This is a genomic window from Acinetobacter sp. OYA S30 (assembly GCF_033599315.1).
Lineage (GTDB): Bacteria > Pseudomonadota > Gammaproteobacteria > Pseudomonadales > Moraxellaceae > Acinetobacter > Acinetobacter baumannii.
Genome location: NZ_JAWVAV010000097.1, coordinates 1 through 2116, shown reverse-complemented (window position 1 = coordinate 2116; position 2116 = coordinate 1). Strand labels below are relative to the sequence as shown.

General features: G+C 37.2%; 2 protein-coding genes. Both read right to left on the bottom strand.

What is annotated here, in order from left to right:
- Positions 1–311 precede the first annotated feature (311 nt).
- Entirely contained in the window at positions 312–1469 is a 1158-nt protein-coding gene (locus R5R67_RS19215; protein ID WP_016659040.1) for an RNA-guided endonuclease InsQ/TnpB family protein, read from the bottom strand.
- Positions 1466–2080 carry an IS607 family transposase gene (locus R5R67_RS19210; protein WP_152342123.1) on the bottom strand — a complete coding sequence of 205 codons (615 nt, stop codon included), beginning with the start codon at positions 2078–2080 and terminating at the stop codon, positions 1466–1468. The genes R5R67_RS19215 and R5R67_RS19210 overlap by 4 nt, the downstream gene beginning before the upstream one ends.
- Positions 2081–2116 lie beyond the last annotated feature (36 nt).

The following is a 2116-nucleotide window of genomic DNA, read 5'->3' as shown; positions in this document are numbered from 1 at the left end:
TAAAGCACACTTTTTGAGTCTGGCGAAAAATATAACTGAAGGCTTGATTTCAAAGATTTTTTATTCTTTTATTTTAAATGAAAATATAAGACATAGTTTATAGAAATAATCCTACATCTCTTTGGGCCTATGTCACAAAAGTTTCATAAACCGAGATGAAGTTTTACCGTTATTTAAAACCTACTCAAACCTACTCAATGTGGGTTTGATGTTTAATTCCTACTTCACCATCAAGAACCTAAAGCATTTGCTTTAGGGATTACCTCAATTCCATAGGCTGTCACGGTGTAACTCACCGCCTTAATCACCACTTATGCAGTGATTAAATCTTTATCCGCATATCGCAGGATATTAATTGATGCATTAACATCACGATTTTGGATGGTTTGGCAAACTAAGCACTTCCACTCTCGCGCAGAAAGTGTGAGAGATTGATTTAATTCACCACAGCACGAACACATTTTACTACTTGGGAAGAATCGACCAACCGAAAGTACCGATTTTCCATGCTGTTTGGCTTTATAAATCAACTGCCTTTTAAACTCATAAAAACCCATATCGGATATAGCTCTTGCGAGTTTACGATTCCTCAACATGCCTTTAACATTCAAATCTTCAATTGCAATCACATCAAAACGTGTTACCAAATCCGTTGTGACTTGATGAAGATTATTCTTGCGTAGACAGACAATTTTATAGTGCAGGCGAGATAGCTTGGCTTTTGCTTTTTCTCGATTCTGACTACCTTTTTTCTTACGACTAAAAGACTTGTTGAGTCGTCTTAGTTTTGCAAGCTGTCTTTTAAGTGGTGCGTTAGAAGGAATAACCTCACCATTTGAAAGGGTGGCAAGATTAGAGACACCCAAATCAACACCGATACTTAAACCTGTTTTCGGTTTAAGCTTTTCGATCTGGGTGAGTTCGACAGCGATTGATACAAACCACTTACCACCTTGTTTAAATATTTTGGCCGAGAGAATTTTACCCTTATAGCGCAGATTCTCAGTCATTTTCACCCAACCCAAATTAGGGATTTTAATAGACCGACCCTTGACGCTAAATTGATCATTTGATAATGAAAAACGGTCATCCTTGCCTTTTTTTCTTGGCTTGGGGTATCCTGATTTGCCGTTAAAAAATCTATCAAAAGCACTACCCAACTGCTTAATCGCCAACTGTGGTGCGCACTTAGTCACTTTCTTCATGAAAGGATATTTTTCAAATTTAAAAGTGTTTAGGTGTTTTCTTAATTTACTCTCTTTAGGTCTATTAAGAAGCATTTCATTCACCGCAACATCATAATACTCACACTGATCTCGATATTCCTTATCAGCCTTGTATTGTCGCTGCCACTCTCTTAAAGCCCAATTATACGACAAACGAGCAACACCACTTGCCTGAGCAAAATGGCTTGCTTGTTTATTATTGGGCATCAATTCAATGATATGCCCTCGTATAAATCGACTCATAGTGCTTCTTTGACCGCCTGTATTAACTTTTGGTTCTTTTTACTTCGGCTTCCATATAATCGTGCTGAAAATACAGTGATAATTTCCAGGACATCTTGAGCCAGTTCCTCCTCAAAACTCAAATTTTCACCCTGATTAATAATTACAATTTCAACATTCCGAGCTTCACATAAAGCAAAAACCAATTCAGCACCAAAACGTAATAATCGATCTTTGTGGGTTAAAACCAATCGACCAATTTCATTATTAATAATTCCATCCAAAAGAGCCTTAAGCCCTTTTTTGTGATAATTCATCCCTGAGCCTAAATCACTAATAATCTCAAATGTCCATCCCTGCTTGGCACAGTACATTTCCAAAACTTGTTTTTGTCGCTCAAGATCAGCCTTTTGATCGTGACTAGATACTCTTGCATAAGCAATAGTTTTTCGGCTGTTCTGGATTGATAGATCATGGATAAGTTCAGGTGTGATCTTGCTTAGATCGTAACGTCTGTGATTTTTTGGGGTTCTATCTGCGACTAAAGTGCCTTCCTCATCCCATCTTCTTAGGGTTTGGATGGAAACACCCAGTGTTTTAGCTGCAACGCCAATACTAACATATCTATTCATTTGTAGATAATAATATAGAAATAAGTAGATTTCAAT

Bases quoted from the DNA above. Each gene is read 5' to 3' on its own strand.
- R5R67_RS19215 (WP_016659040.1), bottom strand. From the start codon at position 1,469: ATGAGTCGATTTATACGAGGGCATATCATTGAATTGATGCCCAATAAT.
- R5R67_RS19210 (WP_152342123.1), bottom strand. From the start codon at position 2,080: ATGAATAGATATGTTAGTATTGGCGTTGCAGCTAAAACACTGGGTGTT.